Annotated in this window: 17 protein-coding genes; 11 read left to right on the forward strand and 6 right to left on the reverse strand. The window is 40.8% G+C overall.

Going from position 1 to position 20,634, the window contains the following annotated elements; genetic code table 11:
* Positions 1-110: 110 nt before the first annotated feature.
* Positions 111-1,088, reverse strand: coding sequence for a UDP-3-O-(3-hydroxymyristoyl)glucosamine N-acyltransferase (gene lpxD / locus ACWIUJ_RS02390; protein WP_454168734.1), 978 nt, complete (start codon positions 1,086-1,088; stop codon positions 111-113).
* Positions 1,089-1,150: 62 nt separating this feature from the next.
* Complete coding sequence (locus tag ACWIUJ_RS02395) at positions 1,151-3,094, reverse strand: ArnT family glycosyltransferase (RefSeq protein ID WP_454168736.1); 1,944 nt, start codon at positions 3,092-3,094, stop codon at positions 1,151-1,153.
* A 161-nt stretch (positions 3,095-3,255) separates the two neighbouring features.
* Between ACWIUJ_RS02395 and ACWIUJ_RS02400 the strand changes: the two genes are divergently transcribed.
* From ACWIUJ_RS02400 to ACWIUJ_RS02420, 5 genes are all read left to right on the forward strand, one after another.
* On the forward strand, positions 3,256-4,347 hold the full coding sequence (locus ACWIUJ_RS02400; protein WP_454168738.1) for an Mrp/NBP35 family ATP-binding protein: 1,092 nt from the start codon (positions 3,256-3,258) through the stop codon (positions 4,345-4,347).
* Between the two features lie 172 nt (positions 4,348-4,519).
* Positions 4,520-5,446 (forward strand): magnesium/cobalt transporter CorA, encoded by a 927-nt coding sequence (gene corA / locus ACWIUJ_RS02405; RefSeq protein WP_454152304.1) that lies wholly within the window; start codon positions 4,520-4,522, stop codon positions 5,444-5,446.
* Positions 5,447-5,484: 38 nt separating this feature from the next.
* Positions 5,485-6,165, forward strand: coding sequence for a TerC family protein (locus ACWIUJ_RS02410; protein WP_454169711.1), 681 nt, complete (start codon positions 5,485-5,487; stop codon positions 6,163-6,165).
* Between the two features lie 349 nt (positions 6,166-6,514).
* Complete coding sequence (locus tag ACWIUJ_RS02415) at positions 6,515-7,261, forward strand: outer membrane beta-barrel protein (protein ID WP_454168740.1); 747 nt, start codon at positions 6,515-6,517, stop codon at positions 7,259-7,261.
* Between the two features lie 120 nt (positions 7,262-7,381).
* On the forward strand, positions 7,382-7,783 hold the full coding sequence (locus tag ACWIUJ_RS02420; RefSeq protein ID WP_454152250.1) for a DoxX family protein: 402 nt from the start codon (positions 7,382-7,384) through the stop codon (positions 7,781-7,783).
* 65 nt (positions 7,784-7,848) lie between these two features.
* Here ACWIUJ_RS02420 and ACWIUJ_RS02425 read toward each other — a convergent pair whose 3' ends face one another.
* Genes ACWIUJ_RS02425 through ACWIUJ_RS02435 form a run of 3 tightly spaced genes read right to left on the reverse strand, consistent with a single transcriptional unit; the run spans position 7,849 to position 11,343 of the window.
* Positions 7,849-8,589: a fumarate reductase iron-sulfur subunit gene (locus tag ACWIUJ_RS02425; protein ID WP_454152251.1), complete on the reverse strand. Its 741-nt coding sequence runs from the start codon at positions 8,587-8,589 to the stop codon at positions 7,849-7,851.
* A complete protein-coding gene (locus ACWIUJ_RS02430; protein WP_454168742.1) occupies positions 8,589-10,571 on the reverse strand; it encodes a fumarate reductase flavoprotein subunit in 1,983 nt (660 codons plus the stop codon). The genes ACWIUJ_RS02425 and ACWIUJ_RS02430 overlap by 1 nt, the downstream gene beginning before the upstream one ends.
* A 10-nt stretch (positions 10,572-10,581) precedes the next feature.
* Positions 10,582-11,343: a fumarate reductase cytochrome b subunit gene (locus ACWIUJ_RS02435; RefSeq protein ID WP_454168744.1), complete on the reverse strand. Its 762-nt coding sequence runs from the start codon at positions 11,341-11,343 to the stop codon at positions 10,582-10,584.
* A gap of 215 nt (positions 11,344-11,558) precedes the next feature.
* Between ACWIUJ_RS02435 and ACWIUJ_RS02440 the strand changes: the two genes are divergently transcribed.
* The 6 genes from ACWIUJ_RS02440 (at position 11,559) to pyrF (ending at position 17,647) form a co-directional block, all read left to right on the forward strand.
* Positions 11,559-12,410 (forward strand): mechanosensitive ion channel family protein, encoded by an 852-nt coding sequence (locus ACWIUJ_RS02440; protein WP_454152254.1) that lies wholly within the window; start codon positions 11,559-11,561, stop codon positions 12,408-12,410.
* A 23-nt stretch (positions 12,411-12,433) separates the two neighbouring features.
* Positions 12,434-13,696: an aminofutalosine deaminase family hydrolase gene (mqnF, locus tag ACWIUJ_RS02445; protein ID WP_454168746.1), complete on the forward strand. Its 1,263-nt coding sequence runs from the start codon at positions 12,434-12,436 to the stop codon at positions 13,694-13,696.
* Positions 13,697-14,623, forward strand: a complete 927-nt coding sequence (locus ACWIUJ_RS02450) for a radical SAM/SPASM domain-containing protein (RefSeq protein ID WP_454168748.1) — start codon at positions 13,697-13,699, stop codon at positions 14,621-14,623.
* A gap of 105 nt (positions 14,624-14,728) precedes the next feature.
* Positions 14,729-15,868 (forward strand): outer membrane family protein, encoded by a 1,140-nt coding sequence (locus ACWIUJ_RS02455; RefSeq protein WP_454152257.1) that lies wholly within the window; start codon positions 14,729-14,731, stop codon positions 15,866-15,868.
* 9 nt (positions 15,869-15,877) lie between these two features.
* A complete protein-coding gene (locus ACWIUJ_RS02460; protein WP_454168750.1) occupies positions 15,878-16,951 on the forward strand; it encodes an AI-2E family transporter in 1,074 nt (357 codons plus the stop codon).
* A 6-nt stretch (positions 16,952-16,957) separates the two neighbouring features.
* Complete coding sequence (pyrF, locus tag ACWIUJ_RS02465) at positions 16,958-17,647, forward strand: orotidine-5'-phosphate decarboxylase (RefSeq protein ID WP_454168752.1); 690 nt, start codon at positions 16,958-16,960, stop codon at positions 17,645-17,647.
* Here the strand turns inward: pyrF and ccsA are convergent.
* Complete coding sequence (gene ccsA / locus ACWIUJ_RS02470; RefSeq protein WP_454168754.1) at positions 17,644-20,625, reverse strand: cytochrome c biogenesis protein CcsA; 2,982 nt, start codon at positions 20,623-20,625, stop codon at positions 17,644-17,646. The two genes, pyrF and ccsA, sit on opposite strands and share 4 nt — an antisense overlap.
* Positions 20,626-20,634 lie beyond the last annotated feature (9 nt).

The following is a 20,634-nucleotide window of genomic DNA, read 5'->3' on the forward strand; positions in this document are numbered from 1 at the left end:
CGCAACTTTTTATTTAAGTAGCCTAGTAAGCAATCCTTCTTAAAGAAAGACTAGGCTACCCTCTCTATCTTACCTCCTTTTAAATTCTTTAAATATCATAAACAGGATTTTTAAGAATCTTTGACTATTTTACGCAATTTGACATAAAACTTCATCCACGCATCGAGTTCCATTAGCGGGTGTCCGCCCCATTTGGTGTTTGGCGGGAGATTTTTGCCAACTGCGCCTCTCCCTGCGATTTGGACAAAATCGCCGATATGGATATGCCCTCCTGTGCCAGCTTGCCCACCCATTACGACATTGCGTCCTGTGGTGGTGCTCCCTGCCAAGCCCACTTGTGAGACCAGCAGGCTATGCTCGCCGATTACGCAGTTATGCCCGATTTGCACGAGGTTATCGATTTTTGCGCCTTGTTTGATAAGCGTTTTGCCAAACACTGCTCTATCAATAGTGTTGTTCGCGCCAATTTCGACATTGTCTTGTATTTCTACACACCCGTTGTGCTCGATTTTGATATGCTCGCCAAGATTTGTATGTGCATAGCCAAAGCCATCACTTCCAATGACGCTCCCCGCGTGTAAAATGACATTGTTACCAATAATACTATCGCGGTAAATTACCACATTGGGATATATAATGCAGTTTTCACCAATTTTGACATTATCGCTAATTACGACATTTGGCATAATCACACTTCCTTTTCCAATGCTTACATTTTTTCCAATGAATGCGTTTGGAGCAATTTGAGCGTTTGTGTGCTCTATTGCGTAGTTGGTGTTTGGGTCGCTAAATTCTGGTTTTTTAAACAAATGTGAGAGATAGGCAAAAGCTAAATGTGGATTTGCAACTTCAAGCACTTGGATATTTTGTGGCACTTGATTTGTGAGATTCTCACGCACGAGCACAGCACCAGCTTTGGAGTCTTGCAAGTCTTTAGCATATTTATCTTGGTCGATATAGCTAAGTTGCGATGGTGTCGCTTCATCAAGTGGAGCGATTGCGCTAAGCTCAAAGTCTTGCGCTGTTTGCAGATGTTTAATTTGTATGTCTTTTGATTGTAAAAATGCTATTGCTTCACTTAGGCGCATAGTGTCTCCTTAGGAATGGTTTGTAGTTTGCATTGTAGCATATTATTTTTATATGAAGTTTTTTAATCTGTGGGGAAATTCTGCAAAAGCGTTATGCCTTTAGATTCTACGATTGGGCTAAATGCGGGGGCAACGCGGGCGAAAAACTCGCCAAAGGTAGCAAAATCGCTTGTTTTTATGGCGATGCTTACGCGCTCATTTGTGCCTAAAATCTCGCGTAAAGCACAACTTTGAAGCCCTTGATTGTGGGTTGTCTCGCTATTTAATGCCACGCATTCTTGCAACTCTTTGCGCGTATAGATTTCCTCTCGCAATGGCGTTATGGAGGGATTTTTAGCCCTAAGCGCGTCATTTTTAGCGTGGGTATAAAACTCCGCAGAATAAGACGGAGCAAACCCGATAAAAGCAAGGCGAGAGTCCCCGCTAAAGCGCGTAAAAATATCTTTGTGATGATAGGGGGAGAGCAGGTTTTGCGCACTTTGCGTAAGCACAAAGCCACCAAACCCACCCACAAGCACCAAAGGCAAAATCCAAATGTATGTCGCAAACGCCTTTGTGTGCGTAGAAAAAATCCACTGCGCGAGCAATATACTAAATGGAATCGCGCAGGGCAGGACATAAGTCCAAAGCACATTGCGCGAGAGGGTAAAAAATGCTAGCGGGGTAAGAATCCAAAGCGTGAGGTAGAGAGTTTTTGCATTATGCGTGAGGAGATTTTGCGCGATTTGCCCCGCCAAATCCCGTGTGGCATTGAAAAAAGAGGCTTTCATAAAAGGGATTTTTGCGGAGATTGTAAAATGTGCAAAGAGCGTGGCGATGTGGCGGGCAAAAAATCCTACAAAAATAATGCTCCAGGGCAAAAACGCCACGAGGAAAAATATCCAAATGCTCCCAAGCGTGCGTGAATGCGCACTCCCATACAAATCCCCCTCCCAGCCACTGACTAAAAATCGCTTAAAATGCTCGCCGATGATAAAATACTCCAAAAATCCCTCGCTTTTCATCTCGCACAAAATATACCACGGAAACGCGATAAGCAGGGCGAGGAGAGTCCCGCTCACAAGGGGCAAATTGCTGTAACGCAGTGTGAGATTTTGGCTTGCGTTTGTGGTGGTTTGTGCGGGTGTGTTTTGTGGATTTTGGGTGAGATTTTGGGTTATTTGGCGAGATTGACAAATGCGATGAAAAATCCACATAAGCACGGCAAATCCCACAATCGGCACGAGTGAAAGCACAAAAATAAGCGGTCCTTTTGCAAGCAATCCTAGCCCAATCCCCACAAAAAACACATATCCCCAAAATCGTGCTTTTTGCGTGCTTTGGCTCGCGCTTTGGCTTGCTTTATCGCTCGTATTTGTGTCGTTTTTGGCTTTAAATTCTGAATCTTGTATGTGTGAATTCGGGCTTGCCACGCAATTCCAAAACCCCACCATACACAGCCCAACGCAGAAGAGCAAAAACTCATCAGTCATCACAGCCCCACACGCGACAAGCCCAAGAGCCGTGCTAAGCATAATAATGCTACTCGCTAAAGCAAGCGTGTATCGGGAGCGTGTGAGATTTTGCAGTTGCCATTTTTTGTGAGATTGTCTAAGATTTTGCGTTTCTTTAGGGCTTTGTAAGGGGGCAAAATCGCGCATATCATAACGCCACGCAAAAAACAGCGCACATACGAGCAATCCCGCGACAAAAGGCGCGATTCTCGCGCCAAATTCATTGACTCCAAACAGGCTCATTCCTAGCGCACTCCCCCAAAAGCTAAGCGGAGGCTTGCCCCAAAAGGGCGACTCATAGGTGTAGTGTAGCACAACAAAATCGCCTAACTCGAGCATTTTGCGAGCCATTTCGGCATATCGCGCCTCTGTGGGGTCCATAAGCGGATATAGCGCAAGGCTAACAAGGCGAATAAGCACGATAAAAACAAACAATGTCAAAAGCGCGTAAAATAGCAAATTTGTGGTTTTTGCATTCGATGTTGGCATAGTGGGCTTTATTGTATTTGGCATTTTAAATTCCTTGCAAAATTTATACAATTTTATACGAAGTTTTATAACTAGAGGATTTTTGACAAAATAAACACATAAAAATTGCCCCTAAAAAGAATCTTATTTACTTTTCTTTATTAAAACACTTTACACAACAACTTCATACACAATAAGGATTGATTATGCAGACAAAAGAACAAATACTTAAAGCATTAAGTGGTGTTATTTACCCAAATTTCCAAAAAGACATTGTGAGTTTTGGCTTTGTCAAAGAGATAAATGAGGGAGCAAATCCACCAGAGATTCACTTAAGCATTCCCTCAAGTTCTAATGAAATTGTGGCAAAGGTCGGTGGCGATGTGCAAATGGCATTAAAAAAAATTGGTATACAAAACCCGCGCATAAACATTTCTACCCCAGAGATTCCCAAACAAGAAAAACCAACTCCCAAAACGAAGAATCTCGCACCGCATATTAAGCATTTTGTGATGATTAGCTCAGGTAAAGGCGGTGTGGGGAAATCTACCACAAGTGTGAATCTTGCCATAGCACTCGCTCAAGCGGGCAAAAAGGTGGGATTGCTTGATGCGGACATTTATGGTCCAAATATCCCGCGAATGCTCGGTCTTAATGCCAATAAGGCAATGGTAAATGATGAACTCAAAAAGCTCATTCCGCTTAAAGCGTATGGAATCGAGATGATGAGTATTGGTGTGCTTTATGAGGAGGGACAGAGTCTTATTTGGCGTGGTCCTATGGTGATGAGGGCGATTGAGCAAATGCTTACTGATGTGCTGTGGAGTGAGTTAGATATATTAGTCATTGATATGCCACCGGGCACAGGCGATGCGCAACTCACGCTCGCTCAAAGTGTGCCTGTGAGTGCGGGAGTAGTCGTAAGCACACCACAAAAAGTAAGCCTTGATGATAGTGCGCGAAGTTTAAATATGTTTGAATCTCTGCATATCCCAATCGCTGGAATCATCGAGAATATGAGTGGATTTATTTGTCCAAATTGTGGGGAAGAGTATGATATTTTTGGCAAAGGTGGCACGCAAGAGCTCGCGAGCAAGTATAATACGCACACCATAGCGCAGATTCCATTAGAACCAAAGGTGCGTGAAGGTGGCGATAGTGGCAAACCCATCGTGTTTTTTGAACCTACAAGCAAAAGTGCGCAAAGCTATATGAAAGCTAGCGAGTTTATTATCACATTTTTACAAAATGTGGCAGATAATAACCTAGCTGATAACAAACAAATACAACCTGTATGAGAATCTCAAAGCAATAAATGTGAAAAAAATAATTTTTGTCGTGGAATTTTACTCAAATAAGGCGCGTTTGGCTTATTTAGATTCTATAATTGCATTGAAGTTAATGCAGTAAGTGGAGATTGTTGCGAAGTGGAGGTGTGAAGTGAATGTATTTTTTAAAAAAGATGGGTTTGTGAGCAAGGAGAATGTTGAGGTTACGCCAGATTTGCGCTTAAGCAAGCAGATATTATGGATTGACTTATTAAAGCCCACAAGTGCGGAGATAAACTACATCGCCAATGCGTATAACCTCGATATTCCTACTAAAGAAGAGCGAGAGGAAATCGAGGAATCTGCGCGTTATTGGGAAGATAGCCGAAGTATCGTATCTAACACTTACTTTTTAGTGCGTGATAATGAAGGAGGGCTAGTCAATGAGACGGTTACCTTTATTTTACATAAACAAACACTTTTTACCATTCGCTATAATGAATTTCGTGTGTTTGATGAGTTACAACAAGTGGTGCTTGCAAGCCCTAAAATTTTTGAAGATGGCTTTGATTTGCTGGCTAAAATGTTTGAAGCGCGAGTGGAGAAAGACGCCGACTTGCTAGAATCTGCAGCGAAAGATACGCGCGTGTTGCGTAAAAGTGTGCTTAGCAGTGAGGAAGTTACAGATTATAATGGCACGCTTGGTGGGATTTCAAATCTTCAAGAGCTTAATATGAGCGTGCGGGATTCTTTGTTTGATAAACGGCGCGCTATTACAGCGATTTTAAAAAGCAATAAGCCAGACCCTGATGTCAAAAAAACGCTCTCTATCGTGCTAAAAGACTTAAATTCGCTAGTGGATTTTACTACGGCAAATATGAACGCGCTTGATAATATCCAAACTATTCTTACAAACCAAATCAACATCGAGCAAAATAAGACTATTAAGCTATTTACGGTAGTAACGGTGGCGATGATGCCTCCTACACTTATCGGCACGATTTATGGTATGAATTTTACAAATATGCCAGAATTAGAGTGGGAATATGCCTATCCTGTGGTGCTTATTATTATGGTGCTTTCTACCATTTTCCCAATTGTGTATTTTAAGAAAAAGGGTTGGTTATAGCAGATTTATTTGTATGGATTTTTGACCCAAGCGCGTGGATGGCATTAGCGACCTTAAGCATTATGGAAATTGTGCTGGGGATTGATAATATCATTTTTTTAGCCATTTTAGTGTCGCGTTTGCCCGCACATTTACACCAAAGAGCGAGAATCTTGGGGCTTAGCTTGGCGTGCATTACGCGCATTGCATTGCTTTGCTTTGTCTTTGTGCTCGCACATTTAAGTAAGCCTTTTATCACTATTGGTGATTTTGCGCTTAGCGGGAGAGATTTGGTGCTTTTTTTTGGTGGGGTGTTTTTGATTTATAAAGCCACGAGTGAAATACACCAAATGGCGCAGGGCGAGGAAGATAAAAAGCCCACAAAAGTAAGCGCGGTATTTGGTTTGGTTTTAGTGCAAATCGCGCTTTTGGATATTGTATTTTCGTTAGATTCTGTGATTACGGCGGTTGGTATGGCGGAAAATCTCGTTGTGATGATGTTAGCCATAGTCATCGCCATTGCTGTGATGATGTTTGCTTCTAAGGGTATTAGTGAGTTTATCGAGGCAAATCCCTCTATTAAGATTCTCGCGCTTAGCTTTCTTATTTTAATTGGTGTGGCGTTAGTAGCTGATGGGGCGCATTTCCATATCCCAAAGGGATATTTATATTTTGCCATTGCATTTTCTTTAGGCGTGGAAATGCTTAATATTTGGCTAAGAAAAAGACCAAATGCTTAAATTTTTTTTAAATTCTAGTAAAAATGCAAGAAAAACTTTCATTTTGGAATTATTTTTGTTTTTATTGCACTTCAATCACTTAGTGCGAAAGTTTATCAAAATCTAACTTTTTCCCTTGAAAAAGATTAAAAATTTTTGTATTATGTCGATTTAGCTTAAAGCGTTTTTTTTTTTTTTGTATCATTTGGCTTCAAGTTTGCTTAAGGTTTAAGATTCAAAAGACAGTGGTGCTTGAATAGCAAACGCTTAATTTCATTTTTCGGAGGTATTGTATGGTTAAGGCATTTGATAACGCAATGTTATCTAAGATTAGGGGGGGGGTCTTTATTATAGGCTTCTTCTAGGATTTGTGTGTGCGATTGTGCTTGCTAGCACACAGGTTAAGGCAGAAGAGAGCGGTGTGTTTGTCGGTGCACAGCTTATGTATGGGGATTTGGTGTATAATGAAAATATGGCAGATACAGTGGGAAGAAGAGTGGAGCAAACGCGCTGGAACTCAACCAACACAGGTCCGGGCTATGGTGTGGTAGGTGGATATAAGCATTTCTTTACTCCATTTTTTGGATTTAGAGCGTATGGGAGCTTTTATTACAACCAATTTACCTTGCAAGGGAAATCAGCAAGTTTTGGAGTATATAATCCTATCCAAGCTCCGCAGTTTCCTTTGACATTAGAAGGTGGTAAAAGCAATATTTATCAATTCAACTTGACAGCTAATGCTGAAGCACTCTTTAATGTTATCGCGGGAGAGAATTTTAATTTGGGTGTATTTGGTGGTCTTGGCATAGGATTCCAATATTGGAAAAGCAATAGATTGGATAAAATGTATCAATTCCATAATATCCTTAATACCAATAGCAATGTGCCTCAAACAAGAGCAGAGGATAGACGCTTTGGGATTGCACTAAATTGGAATGTAGGCGTAAGGACAAATATCTTAAAGTATCATAGTATCGAAGTTGGTGCGATGATACCTATGTTTAATACCGTAGTTTTTGACTACGAGTCAACATATCAAAATGTGCAACCAATCGCGCATAAAGTCGATACTCGCCAAAGCTATAACGCCTTTGTGCGCTATACTTTTGGATTCTAGTATTCTTGGATTCTGTATTTGCTTATTAAGGAGTGAATGCAGAATCTCCCCCTTTTTCTTCATATAATTATTAAATTTTTTATACAATATTTCGCTAAAAATCATTATTGAGGAGTTTGTATGTTGTTTTATGCAAATAGTGGCGATGTAGGCAGGCTTATATTGCGTTTGAGTGTGGGAGGGTTGATGTTCTTGCACGGGATAAATAAGATTGAAAATGGCATAGGTGGCATAGAGGGAGCGATGCAAGGCATAGGACTTCCTAGCTTTATAGCGTATGGCGTGTATGTAGGAGAGGTGCTTGCGCCGATTTTGCTTATACTTGGTGTGTGTGTGCGATTGAACGCACTAATGATAATTGGGACGATGATAGTCGCCGCGCTCGTGGTAACGGGTGGGGAGATTTTCGCGCTTAATCAGCACGGCGGGTGGATTGTCGAATTACAGGGATTGTATTTGTTTGGTGCGCTTGCTATCGTATTTTTAGGAAGTGGTAAGTTTGGGTTATATAAGAGATTTTAGAATCTATTGGGAGAATAGAGAAAGAATCTAGCGACAAATGCGCTAGATTCTCATTTGGTTAAGATTTAGTCTTTTTTGCCAACTGCTACCATTTTGCGGCGCAAGTAGGCGATTTTGCTTTGCAATGGAAGCTCTTTAGGGCAGACATCGTGGCAAGCGATAAGGCTCATACAGCCAAACACGCCATCATCATTCCCAACGAGTTCGTAATAATCCTCGTCAGTGCGCTCATCGTGTGGGTCAATCATAAAACGAGCCACGCGATTCATACCAGCTGCACCTAAAAAGTCATCTCTCATTACCTTTGTGGCACAGCTTGCGATACAGCACCCACACTCGATACATCTATCAAGCTCAAAGACTTCATCAGCGACTTGTGGCTCGATAGGGGCTTCGAGTTTAGAAATATCAGGTGTATGCTGTGTGTGAATCCAGCTCTCCACACGCTTCGTCATACCTGCAAACCAATCACCTGTATTGACACTCAAGTCTTTAATGAGTTTAAACGCAGGCAATGGCATAAGTGTAATCACGCTTGGCAAATCTTTTGTCAGTGTGCGACAAGCCAGACGCGGACGCCCGTTAATCATCATCGAGCAACTCCCACAGATTCCAGCACGACACACAAAGTCAAAGCTTAAATCTGGGTCTTGATTCTCGCGTATCATATTTAGCACGATAAAAATCGTCATAGAATCTGTTTCCTCTATCTTGTATTCCCTAAAATGTGGCTTAGAAACCGCGCTTTGAGGGTCAAACTTTAACGCTCTTATGGTAAGTGTTCTTCCTTTTTGTTGTGTGCTCATTACTTATCTCCTAATCGTTGATTTCTACCTTTGAATTTCTCTTGGAGTTCAAAGGGCATTAGGGCTTGTTGAAGCTCATATCTATCACCACCTCTAGCTTGCACTTCGGCAGTGATTTTCTCTATCTCGCTTTGTCGAATCGCACTTTTTGGATTCTCAATAATCATTCCCTTAGCACCATATCCACGGAATCCCGGAGCTATTTCCATTTTAGAAATATCAAGGTCTTCATAAGTTACGGTTGGCATAGTTTGATTTGGGTCTTCCCAGCTTGTGAGTGTGCGCTTAAGCCAATTTAAGTCATCACGCTTTGGATAATCCTCTCGTGTATGTGCGCCACGAGATTCTGTCCTATCAAGCGCACCTTTTGCTACACAAAGTGCGAGCTTGAGCATTTTTGGCACGCGATAGGCGTCTTCTAGTTCTGGATTATCGTGGAGTTTTTTGTTTTTGACTTGGATATTTTTACTTCGTTTATACAACTCCTCTAATCGCTTCACAGCGTCTTCTAATCCCTTGCCATCACGGAAGATTCCTACATCTTCTTCCATAACTTCTTTCATCGCATTTTTAATCACATAGACATCTTCGTTACCTGCGTTGTTAAGTAGGCTTGAGAGATAGTTATGTTGGTCATTTACAAACTTTTCTGCAAGGTTTGTAGGAATGTCAATTTGAGCCTTTTCGCAATATTGCGCGAAGTAATCACCAATAATCATACCAGAGACCACTGCTTCGCTCACAGAGTTTCCGCCAAGTCGGTTAAACCCGTGCATATCCCAGCACGCTGCTTCACCAGCGGCAAAAAGTCCTTTTAAGTAGCTTTGTCCTTGATAGTTGGTGCGGATACCACCCATTGAGTAGTGTTGCATTGGTTTTACAGGAGCCCAGCCTTTTTTGCCCTCATCAGCTGGGTCAATGCCCGCAAATATCTTACAAATATCTTGAACATCACGCAAGTTTCGCTCGATATGCTCTCTCCCTAAAATAGAAATATCAAGCCACAAATGCTCTCCGTAAGGAGACTTCACGCCTTTGCCCTCGCGGATTCGCTGAATCATTCTACGCGAAACCACATCTCGGCTTGCAAGTTCCTTTTTCTCTGGCTCATAATCTGGCATAAAGCGATAGCCATCAACATCACGCAAAATCCCACCATCGCCACGACAACCTTCTGTCAATAAGATTCCGCTTGGGAAAAGTGGAGTTGGGTGGAACTGCACTGCTTCCATATTGCTAAGTTTTGCCACACCTGTTTCCATTGCTATCGCTAGACCTATACCCTCACAAATTACAGCATTTGTAGTGTTTTTATACAATCTACCATAACCACCTGTGGCGATAAGTGTGCCTTTGGCTACATACGCACTTAATTCGCCCGTTACCAAATCACGCACAACCGCACCATAACATTGTCCGTCTTTATGGATTAGCGCGATAGCCTCTTTTCTATCTTGAATATCCACGCCGTGCTTGTATGCCTCATTTGCCACAGCATAAAGCATTGTGTGTCCTGTCGCATCAGCTGTATAGCAAGTGCGCCATTTCTTTGTCCCACCAAAGTCGCGCGAATGGATATAGCCGTGCCTAAAGTCCTCTTCGGTGATAGTTGTTTTTTGCGCATTGATAACCGCTGTCCTATCGCCCCTTTGGATTCTCGTCCAAGGCACACCCCAAGCAGCAAGCTCTCTAATCGCTTTTGGTGCAGTTGTTACGAACATTCTCGCCACATTTTGGTCGCACCCCCAATCACTTCCTTTCACGGTATCAGCGAAGTGCAAATCTTCATTATCGCCATCACTCATCTTTGAATTGCCTAGACTTGCTTGCATTCCACCCTGTGCTGCAGCTGAGTGGCTTCGCTTCACAGGCACTAAAGAGAGCACGGTCGTGCTTAAGCCCTTTTGCTGTGTCGCAATAGAAGCCCTAAGGCCAGCCAATCCTCCACCGATGACTAACGCATCACAATATGTAATTTTCATTTATCCCTCCTTATTTACCAAACTCTTTGTGGTCTAGTTCTTTGTAGTATTCTATGCCTTTGTCTTTGTCTTGCTCTAGTCCAATATTCATATATGCCGCAAAGGTGCAAATACCAAGTGTCAAAAAGAATATTGTCATTGCAAGTTTGATTTTTCTTAAAGCTTGAATACCGAGATTCTCAAACCAACCCCATTTAATGCAAAGTCTGTATAAGCCTATCGAGCCGTGAAGCTCCACTGCAATAAGCAAGAATAAATACAAAATCCAAAAGTTTTCTTGCACGAAGCGATATGAAGAAGCATTTGGTCCAATGGTTTCTGGTTTTGTAAGCATTACGAAAAGATGCACACTTCCTAAGAAAAATAATGCAAATCCTGTCAATGCTTGAATAAACCAATATGAAGTATCTCCGTGCTTCATTAAGTCCTTATGGACCTTGAGAGCAAGAAATTGTTTGTAGCTGATGGGGAACTTTCGTAATGCTAAAAATGCGTGTGTAACAAACACGATGATTACGACTGCCACAATGGCAGATACAATGAGTGGCTCGCCTTTACGAATAATGAAGCTTGCCTCAAAAAACTTTGTGATAGCATACATCACATCTTTGCCTAGCAAAATGCTTGAGACAAAAAACATATGCCCAATCATAAATAAACCTAAGAACAAACCGCTAGCACTTTGCACAAAGTCAAGCCGTGCTGGCATTTTGCTCTTTTTCCTCTCTGGGGTTACACCTGTGTAACTCTCAATAACCTTTTCCTCTTGCATATTTCCTCCTGTTGTGGAATTTGTTGCCTTTTAGTGTCCCAAAGACACAGAGATTTTAAGAAAAATACCCTTAAAAACAACTTAAAATTTAATTTGGAAAATGTATTTGCCTAAAAATGATACGAAAAATACCTCCGCGATAAAACTCAAGCGTAAAATCACGCTAAATTACGCTATGATTTTAATCATAAACTTGTGCAATTAAGGATTATGTAATGGAAAAGTTTTTGAGCGACATTTTGCCGAGTAATATAGAGGGAATCTTAGAGGACATCACACTCATTTCACTCAAACTCATTGCTTTAATGATACTTGGGTATTATCTCTCACGCTTTTTTGCCAAAAAGATTAAAAAAGGATTGCAAGAGCGCGACATTGTGTTGGCGAATTTTCTCTCCCAAGTGGTGTTTATTGGGATAAATATAGTAGTCATCATCGCTGCACTTGGCACGATAGGCGTGCAGATAAATTCCATAATCGCAGTGCTTGGCACAGCTGGCGTGGCTATCGCGCTTGGTTTAAAAGATTCTCTCTCATCGGTGGCGAGCGGGATTATCCTCATTATTTTGCGACCATTTAGTCCGGGAGATACCATTGAGTTAGGCTCACTCACAGGCAAAGTAGAGGCAATCAATCTCTTTAATACAACTTTGCGATTGCCCGATGGTAAGCTCGCCATTATCCCTAATAGCAATATTGCAAGCGCGAATGTTATCAACTCCACAGATATAACGCAAAGACGACTTGATATTGTCTTTGGTGTGGGATATGATAGCGATATAGAAAAGGTCAAATCAATCGCTGTAAGTGTGCTAGAATCTGTGCCCTGCGTGGATAGCAAAAAGGGCTATTTTGTAGGACTTAGCGATATGGCTTCTAGCTCGCTTAATTTTATTATCCGCTTTTGGATTGGCATTGAGCACGGCACGGTGCAATCAAAAGCACAAGTCCTAGAAGCCCTCAAAGAGAGCTTGGATAAAAATGGCATTGAGATTCCATTTGACAAACTTGATGTAACGCTTTATGAATCCACGCCATCTTCGCACAAAAGCACAAAGTTGCAATAATTCCACACATTAAAAGGCAAGCGATGCAAGAGCGCGTGATTGTAGGCGGGAGTTTAGTGTTTATTTGCGATACACAATGTAGTGTGCAACGCGATTATGCTGTGCTTATCGAAAATGATAGAATCTTAGAGGTCGCACCTTTTGCACAGCTTCAAAGCACATTTCCAAATGTGAGTGCGCATTTTCACAAAGATTGTGTGCTTTTGCCAGCACTGATTAACGCACACATTCATTTTGAATTTAGCAACAATGTCGCAAGTTTTGTGTATGGGGATTTTGGTCGGTGGCTAGATTCTGTGATTGCCAAGAGAGATGATGTTTTAGGCGATAGCACACAACCTATCCACCAAGCTATTGCCCAACAATTAAAAAGTGGTGTGGGAAGCGTAGGCGCGATTAGTAGCTATGGATACGATTTAGAGCCATTAGCGCATTCGCCCTTGCGCGTGGTGTATTTTAACGAAGCAATGGGAAGCAATCCAAGTGCGCTAGATTCTCTTTTTGCTCATTTGAAAGCACGGGTGGAGGATTGCAAGGCGTATCAATCCCGCACCTTTACGCCAGCTATTGCCTTGCATTCGCCGTATTCACTACACAATATTTATGCCAAACACGCATTGGAACTAGCAAAGCAATTAAAAGCTCCTGTAAGCGCACATTTTTTAGAATCTCCACACGAAAGAGAATGGCTTGATTGCAAAAGTGGATATTTTTATGATTTTTTTGCTAGGACTTTTGGTGTGAGTAATCCTACCCCGTTTTTTAGCGCACAGAGCTTCTTAGCACAATTTAACGAGATAAGCGCACTTTTTACACATTGTCTTTTTGCTTCACACGATGAACTTAGTCAAATGGCAAAAAATAAGCATAGCGTAGTCCTGTGCCCGCGCTCAAATCGTTTATTGTGTAATACATATTTTGCGTTACACAATGCGCCAAAGTCCCTTAATATCGCCATTGGGACTGATGGCAAAAGCTCAAATAATAGCGTTGATATGCTTGAGGAGTTAAAAAGCGCGCTCTTTGGCTATGAGGGTGCGGATATACAATGGCTCGCACAAAAATTGCTCCTTAGCGCGACTATTGGCGGAGGCAAGGCATTAGGCATAGAATCTGGAGAGTTAAAAAAAGGCAAAAATGCAGATATTGCTATTTTTGCAATGCCACAAGTAGCACAGATTGATGATGTGTCTCAAGCTGTCTTGCATTTTATCCTCCAAGCAAGAGAGGCAAAAAGTTTATATATCGCTGGGCGTGAAGTCTTGCACGATATGCAACCAAAATAAATGTTAGATAAAGTATATATTGAGTTAAGCGATATTTGTGGGCTTAAATGTAGTTTTTGTCCGCAAAGTCAAAGGGCAGATTCTCGTGGAGTAATGAGTGTGGCGGATTTTAAGCGCATTTGTGAATCTTTAAGCACGCCGAAGCGACTTACAAAACTCGTATGTTTGCATATTTTAGGCGACCCACTGGCTGTGAAAAATTTAGATGAATATCTTAAAATTTTGGATAAGTTTGATTTGCGCGTGGATTTAGTGAGCAATGCGAAATTTTTAAACACAAAACATTTCGCGCTTCTTTCGCAAAAGCCCATTCATCAAGTTGCCTTTTCGCTCAGTGCATTTGTGGATTCTAAAACAAGTTTTCACAAAAATTATTTCGCGTGCATTTTGGCATTTTGTGAATTTTGCAGGGAACACAAAAGCGAGATTTTTATCCAACTGCGTTTGCACCAAAAGCATTTGCAAGGACATCTGCTACAATCAAAGGAGAAAAATCCCACTACACAAGAGATTTTAGAGCAACTTTCAATTACTTTTAACAAAGATATAGACAATATATTGCATTTGGTGGAATCTAAAGAGAGTAGGGCAAGGCTTGCGTATAAAATCTTTCTTGTGAAAACGCGCGATTTTGAATGGGGTGGGCGAGATTCCCTTATTGAAAGTGCGCAAGATACAAAGACAACGAATTTGTATTGTTATGGCGTGCATAAGCAATTAGGGATTTTAAGCAATGGCGTGGTTGTGCCTTGTTGTATCGATGCTTTGGGGGAGATTGCGCTTGGTAACATCAAACAAGATGTGCTTAGTGATATTTTACAGCGTCCATTGGCAAAAGAGATTGCGCAAAATTTTAAAATTGGCAAAGCAATAATGCCAAAGTGTCAAAGTTGTGATTATGCGCGAGGATTGCAAATAAACGCATAAGGAATTACTTTTGCTTTTTGATATTAAAGTAAGCGCAATGAGCTGGTGATTCTATCATTATACAAAGGCTTATTTAAGGGCATTAAAAGGATTTAAAGGACTTATTTGAGCAAAAAAATTTTTATTATTTTCTTTTGTGTGTGCCAGATTTTACTTGCTGATGAGGTGGGTGATTTCCTCGCTAATGGCAGAATCTACGGACATATTGGTGGATATTATCAATATATGAGTGGCGGTAGGGCGAACTTTGCCGATGTGAATACCTCAATAGGGTATCGCTCGCCTATAAGCCCTAATCGATGGAGTTTTGGTGGTTCATTTTGGTTAGCTGGACGCTTGTATGAATATACGCGAGGTGATTTTAAAACAAGCAAGCGAACGGCTATTTTAACGGAATTGTATGTGCGATATGGTAATGAAAGCACACCTGTAAGAACGGAATTTGGCAGATTCAAAATGGATGCCGAATGGATAAAGCACTATAATCAAGGCATTCACGCAGAGCTTAATGTAACTCCGTATGTAACGGCTGATATTGCGTGGGTCAATGCCAATGCGTATGTAACAAATTATCGTATGTCAGATTATCGCAATCCTTATGGTGCTACGGGTGCTTTTTATGGAGTAATGCACCTTAACCTTCCTCAATCCATTCTTAAACTTCACCCATATTTTTATTACGCACCGGGCAGGTTTGTGAGTTTTGGTGTTCAGGGGCTTATCAACAAGCCTTTGGTAGGCGAGTCATCGTTTTTTGGTAAAGTGCATTTGCTTTCATACATTGGCAATAGCAACCAAGAGGTCGAGCGTCTGCCAACTGATGGTGATAGTGCCTTTATTTGGCTTGAGGGTGGATTACAATTAGTGGGTATGAAGGCTGGTGGAGGGTTTATTAGTGTATCAAAGAGAGGCATAGCGGGGATTGATTCGTTTGGGCAGAGCACTTACTTTGAGCGTAGAGAGGGGTTATTTTATGCCAATGCACTTACTTTGTATGCCTTTGTTGAATACACTTTCCAAAATCAAATCACTTTAGAATCTGCGATACGCACGACAACGGCTAGCGGTAGGCAAGTGTTTAATTGGGAAGCAAATGCAAAATTTATGCTTGATGATAATTTGCAAGTTGGTGGTGGATTGATAGGAATGCTTAATCAAACAGGAATAACACTTGATGATAATGTTTTTGCGAGCGATGGCAAAAGCTATTTGCTTGGACGCGTTTTTATCCAATATAATTTTTAAGGTTGCGGTGTGAAGGGGATTTATTTTTTTTGGGCGGTATTTTTTTGTAGTTTGTATTTGATTTATTGTTTATATCAGTCTTTTTTGATGAATTTATTGGTCGCTCTTTTGCTTTGTGTAGCGACATTTGAATTGATGAATTTTCTCCTTAAGGTGGTAAAGTTTAGAATCTTAGCCTGTCTTTTGAGTGTGTTTGTATTGGTGTTATTGCTTATTGTGCCCGTGGTGTTTGTTATAGATTCTCTTATTGATTTTATTAAAAGCGCAAATTTAGAAGAGTTTAATAATATTTTAAACACGCTCAAAAATCATATTTTAGAGTGGCTAAGCGTTATCCCAGAGGCAGAATCTCGAGCTAAAGTGTTGCTTGATAAGATTTCTGGAGCCGAGATTTTTTCATATATTTTTAACGCCGCTTCTAGTGCTGGGAAGCGCAGTTTAGAATTTATCATTGATACGGGCTTTATCGTGGTATTTTTATTTTTCTTTTATTATTATGGTTCGCGTTTATATGAGTATATTGTAAGTCTTATACCATTTGATAGGGTGCAAGTTCAGGCAGTTTTTGATGAAGTTATAAGCGTGTTAAAGGTTGTTTCTTATACTTCAGTGATTAACATTGTCTTACAAGGTCTTAGCTTTGGTGTGGCGATTGCATTTTTGGGGTATGATGGGATATTTTTTGGAATCTTGTATGGATTTTGTTCGCTTATTCCAGCGATTGGCGGGTTGCTTGTGTGGGTCCCACTTAGCGCGTATGAAATCTATCTTGGCAATTATTCTACCGCACTTTTTATCGCATTGTATAGTTTGATTTTTATCGCAGTGGTTATTGATAGTGTGATTAAACCAATTCTCATTGGAATAATGAGTAAGAAGATTTTGAAGACTTCTGTGCAAATAAATGAGCTGCTTATTTTCTTTGCGATTTTGGCAGGATTGAGTGCATTTGGATTTTGGGGCATTATACTTGGTCCTATCATTACCGCACTTTTTATCGCACTTTTGCGTGTGTATCAAAAGATTGTATTATCCAAACCGCCAAAACCATTAGTTAAAAAACCATTGGCAAAGAAAAAGTGAGGCAAGATGAAACTTTGCATTGCCCTTGATTTGCCAAGCAAACAAGAGAATCTTGCGCTTATAAAGTCTTTAGCTCATTTAGATTCTACGCTATGGCTTAAAGTTGGCTTGCGAAGTTTTTTGCGTGATGGTAGGGAGTTTCTTTTAGATATTAAGGAAATTGGGGATTTTAAGCTTTTTTTAGACTTAAAACTCTATGATATTCCAAACACGATGTGTGATGCCTTTAGTGAAATCGCCTATCTTGGGGTAAATATGCTGACAATCCACGCTAGTAGCGGACTTGAGGCAATGCAAGCACTTGCCAAACAAAAAAGCAAGGATAAAAATTCCCCGCTTATCCTTGCTGTTAGCGCACTTACAAGTTTTGATGATAAGGGATTTATGAGTGTGTATAATGCAAAGGTAGATTCTCACGCACTTCACCTTGCTAGACTTGCTTATGAGGGGGGAGTTGATGGCGTGGTGTGTTCGTGCTTTGAAGTGGAAAATATCAAAGCACATACGCATAAAAACTTCATCACTCTCACGCCCGCAATCCGACCATTTGGCGAGAGTAGTGGCGACCAAAAGCGCGTAGCAGACATCGCAATGGCAAAGAGGGCGGGGAGTGATTTTATCGTTATAGGTCGCCCAATCTATCAATCAAGCGACCCAAAAGCTGTGGTGGAGCGTATTTTAGAATCGATGAATTAGAGTTTTTTCTCCAATGCACCATTTCTTGTAGCAAGAAATATAAGGGCAAGAATCACCCCTATCATTATGTAAATGTAATATGGGATTCCCTCTGCTTCGCCTTGTGCGTAGCTGTGCATTCCTGTGAGGAAGTAATTCACCCCAAAATAAGTCATAAGCAAACTAAAAAACCCAAGCACAGAAGCACTTGCAAAAATAATAGGCATATTTTTAAAGCCTAAAAATCGTATATGTAAAATGATGGCATACACGCCAATGCTAATAAGAGACCAAGTCTCTTTAGAATCCCAGCCCCAATATCGCCCCCAACTTTCATTTGCCCAAATACCGCCAAGAAAATTCCCAATAGTAAGCAAGAAAAGCCCTAAAATCATACTCATTTCATTGATTGCGCCAAGCGAGAGGATTGAGCTATCGATGTGGGCGCGTTTGCTTGAGCGCATAATAAACAACACAAGCGTAATAATGCCTAAAATAAAGCACAATCCAAAGAATCCATAGCTTGCCGTAATCACGCTTACGTGGATATTAAGCCAATAGGATTTGAGCACGGGCACAAGATTACCAATTTGTGGATTCATATCGCCCATAAATGCGACTAAAAGCGTAATGCCAGACATAAAACTTGCCGCTGATAGTGCGAGTGGCATTCTTGCAAAGATTGCTACTCCAGAGAGAGCGCAAGCCCAAGCAATATAAAGCATTGATTCATAAGCATTACTCCACGGAGCGTGTCCGCTGACATACCAACGCAACGCTAAACCCGCACTATGACATAAAAATGCACCAGCGATGAGAATCCAAGAGACCATATACACTTTGGGATTTAGAGACTTAGCACGCAAAATGCTTGCTATCACAAAGCCAAAAAATACAAGCCCCAGTGTAATATATACAAATGTAAGGTAGTAAAACACTTTAGAGTGGTTTAAAAACACTTCAGCAGCGATTTTAGAATCACTTAATATAAGCTCGCTACCGTGTTGTTTTTGATAGGCTTTTAGCATTTGTAATCCATTAAAGGCAAGATTCCAATCATTTTCCTCCACGCCTTTTACAAAACCTTGAAAAATACTTGCGACAATACCAAAAATAATTTGCCTACTTGATTCATCTTGGAGAGATTCTAAGGCGTCTTCAAAATCATACCATTCATTTGATTGCGCTCTATCATCAGGGACAACACGCAAGATTTTTGCCGAATACATCAACCCAAACATATAGAGTTTTTCATTAAAATCAATGACATCTTTATCAAAAGTATCTTGGTCTTTTAGTGGCTTAATGTTGGCGATATTTACATAATTGTGCAAAATATAAGTGCCATCTTTTGCGTAAGCATCAATGGCTGCTACTCGGTTTTGTTTAGGGTCATTGCCTAGTAATGTTCTTAGTTTTGGGCTTTTGGTTTGAAACATTTTGATTTGTCTAAAGTATTGTGGATACACCATCGCGCCTAAAAAAATCTGCACATTATTTAGTCCTAAAAACCCATCTTTGTTTGTAACTTTATGCACATATTCTCCAGCAATGGTATCAAGTGGCTTAATACGCCCGCCGAAGTCTTGCAGGAGCACCTTGCCAAATTCATTGCTAAATTCAAGTGAATTGTCTTTGATTTTTTTTAGGAGTTCTTCGGTTTGTTTTTGTGTTGGCTCTTGGACAAAGGCAAGGGAATTTTGCATATTGATAGGCACTTCTTGTGTTTGTGGGATTTGTGGTGATTCATTAGATTCTTGCGTTTGCTCTACTTTTTGTGTATTTTGGATTTCTTGGAGTTGATTAGATTTTGCGCCATCTTCGTGAAGTTCATCAACAAAAGGCATACTATACGCGGTTTGTGGCAAAGAAATAAGTGTAGCTACGCCCACAATAAGCGCGAGTGATTGAGATTTGACAAATCGCGCCAAAGTGCGGAATCGAGAGTTTTTATCCACGAGCAACCAAATCATAGAAATGATTAAAAGCGTGTATCCAATGTATGTTGGCACTTTGCCGGGGTCATTATTTACAGAAAGGATTGTCCCGCTCTCATCGGGGAAATATGAACTTTGAAAGAAGCGATACCCTCCATAATCCAGCACATTATTCATAAAAATCCGCTCTTTTTTAAAGTAGTTGTTTTGCTCATCTTGCACTTCGACAAAGGATTCATACGAGCTTGGCATATTTGAGCCAGCATATCGCTCCAACACAAAAGAATCTAAGTGAATGTAAAATGGCAAAGCAATACTTTTGCTTCCCCAAGAGACAAAAAACACATAATCTTGCATATCAATGCGCGTATTTTGCGCGACACTTCCTAATGGGGATTGCATAATTTCAGCCGTGATTACACTTTCTTTAAGGTTTTCCCAATCAATGTCTCCAAATAGAGTGCTTTTTTGTGTCAAATCAGTGTCAAAGAATAATGCCAAATCAAGGCTTGTATAAGAGTTTTTAAATTCATCGACCTTTGCTCCCACATTTGAGATATTCACATAGAGTTTTTTATCAAAAAAATCAACCTCATATTGCTTGCGCGCATTGATATTAAAGGGAATCTCCACGCCCTCAATCTTTCGCGTAGCTTTATTAAATCCTTGAATGACAAGGTAGGGCTCAGCAGAATAGATAATGTTTGCGCTTGTGTTTTGCTCTATTGGCATTTGTCCCTCGAAGCCAAAAAAGCGTGTGATTCCAGCACCAAAGATAATCACAACAAATGAAAAGTGCAATAAAAGCGAGGCGTATTTTTTGCGTTGCCACGCTTTGGCAGTGATAAAAGAGCCAAGTAAAGACAGAGCAAGCCACAAATGCAAGACATCAAACCACCACGCATCATAGACAATGGCTCTAGCGGTAAGTGTGCCTAAATCACGCTCGATAAAAGTCGCTATCCCGCACGCAATGGCGTATATTGCCATTAGCGCGATAGTAATTTTCATATTAGCAAACAAGAGTTTGAGGCTTGCGTTTGGGTTGTTCAATATTTGCATTGTTACTCC

The organism is Helicobacter sp. 23-1046 (genome assembly GCF_053654635.1).

Bases quoted from the DNA above. Each gene is read 5' to 3' on its own strand.
- mqnF (WP_454168746.1), top strand. From the start codon at position 12,434: ATGCAAGAGCGCGTGATTGTAGGCGGGAGTTTAGTGTTTATTTGCGAT.
- ACWIUJ_RS02425 (WP_454152251.1), bottom strand. From the start codon at position 8,589: ATGAGCACACAACAAAAAGGAAGAACACTTACCATAAGAGCGTTAAAG.
- ACWIUJ_RS02435 (WP_454168744.1), bottom strand. From the start codon at position 11,343: ATGCAAGAGGAAAAGGTTATTGAGAGTTACACAGGTGTAACCCCAGAG.
- ACWIUJ_RS02420 (WP_454152250.1), top strand. From the start codon at position 7,382: ATGTTGTTTTATGCAAATAGTGGCGATGTAGGCAGGCTTATATTGCGT.
- ACWIUJ_RS02440 (WP_454152254.1), top strand. From the start codon at position 11,559: ATGGAAAAGTTTTTGAGCGACATTTTGCCGAGTAATATAGAGGGAATC.
- ACWIUJ_RS02450 (WP_454168748.1), top strand. From the start codon at position 13,697: ATGTTAGATAAAGTATATATTGAGTTAAGCGATATTTGTGGGCTTAAA.
- ACWIUJ_RS02400 (WP_454168738.1), top strand. From the start codon at position 3,256: ATGCAGACAAAAGAACAAATACTTAAAGCATTAAGTGGTGTTATTTAC.
- ACWIUJ_RS02395 (WP_454168736.1), bottom strand. From the start codon at position 3,094: ATGCCAAATACAATAAAGCCCACTATGCCAACATCGAATGCAAAAACC.
- lpxD (WP_454168734.1), bottom strand. From the start codon at position 1,088: ATGCGCCTAAGTGAAGCAATAGCATTTTTACAATCAAAAGACATACAA.
- ACWIUJ_RS02410 (WP_454169711.1), top strand. From the start codon at position 5,485: ATGGCATTAGCGACCTTAAGCATTATGGAAATTGTGCTGGGGATTGAT.
- ACWIUJ_RS02430 (WP_454168742.1), bottom strand. From the start codon at position 10,571: ATGAAAATTACATATTGTGATGCGTTAGTCATCGGTGGAGGATTGGCT.
- pyrF (WP_454168752.1), top strand. From the start codon at position 16,958: ATGAAACTTTGCATTGCCCTTGATTTGCCAAGCAAACAAGAGAATCTT.
- ccsA (WP_454168754.1), bottom strand. From the start codon at position 20,625: ATGCAAATATTGAACAACCCAAACGCAAGCCTCAAACTCTTGTTTGCT.